General features: G+C 47.6%; 1 protein-coding gene and 1 pseudogene. Both read right to left on the reverse strand.

Annotated elements, in window-relative coordinates:
- Nucleotides 1-10: 10 nt before the first annotated feature.
- Nucleotides 11-604 (reverse strand): hypothetical protein, encoded by a 594-nt coding sequence (locus C7B65_RS27050; protein ID WP_143162139.1) that lies wholly within the window; start codon nt 602-604, stop codon nt 11-13.
- A pseudogene (locus C7B65_RS28240) lies at nt 586-855 on the reverse strand (hypothetical protein); the annotation flags it as partial. The gene C7B65_RS27050 and the pseudogene C7B65_RS28240, both read right to left, overlap by 19 nt.

The raw sequence follows: 855 nt of genomic DNA on the forward strand, positions 1-855 counted from the left end.
TTTTGATTATTCATTGATCAATTTTACAGGCACTCAAAACCCTTATGGAGCAAAAGGTAATCGGTTTTTTCCAATGTATCGGATGGAGGTCGCACCCTATTAACGCTTCGCTTTCAGTCCTTTCGTAACACGCAATCTGTGCCCTGATGCAGTATAGAAGCAGAGAACCTGCTGTAATCTTTATATCGCCACTTTCGCCGCTTCCACTGGATTCTACAGTACTCAACACACCGCTAGAAAACCCATTTCGTGCTTCTCCATCGGCAACTATGCGATCGCGTACTTCAATAATCACGTTGCCTGCGTTGCCCCGTCCCTGGGTTCCTGCTTGAACTTGTCCCCCATTCAAAAGCACCAAGGAGCCTGCTTTAATCGATACGTCTTTTCCGTTTCCTCTCGCCTCTGGAGTAACTCTAGTCGCAATTACTCCATCATTTTCTAAAAGAACTGTATTTCGTACATTAATAGTCATCTTACCTGAACTGCCTTCGCCAGCAGTTGCTGCACTAACTCCGGAGAAATTTGCAACTCTTAAGGAATCAGGGAGCATCTCACCTTTGCGATGAGCATAACTACTCAATTCAATCAGCCAACCCTGAGCCAAGGTTGAGAGCGCGTGAAATCGCCATTGAGATAAGCAGAGCGGTGCTTCAGCCCTTGAGGCACATTGTGAGCACTCCACTGTGCCCCTGAAATCTTCAAGCGGCGATTGATTTGTTTCACTAACGATTCCACTGCCCCCGACCCAATCGTAACCCCTGCCTGTTGCAACGCTTGGTAATCAGGAATTCGGGTGCGATGGGTTTGCAGGTAGGCAATGAATTTGAGGGCTGAGTCAGTGGCATCGCGCAGCAA

Source organism: Phormidesmis priestleyi ULC007, from assembly GCF_003003695.1.
Classification (GTDB): Bacteria; Cyanobacteriota; Cyanobacteriia; order Leptolyngbyales; family Leptolyngbyaceae; genus Phormidesmis_A; species Phormidesmis_A priestleyi_A.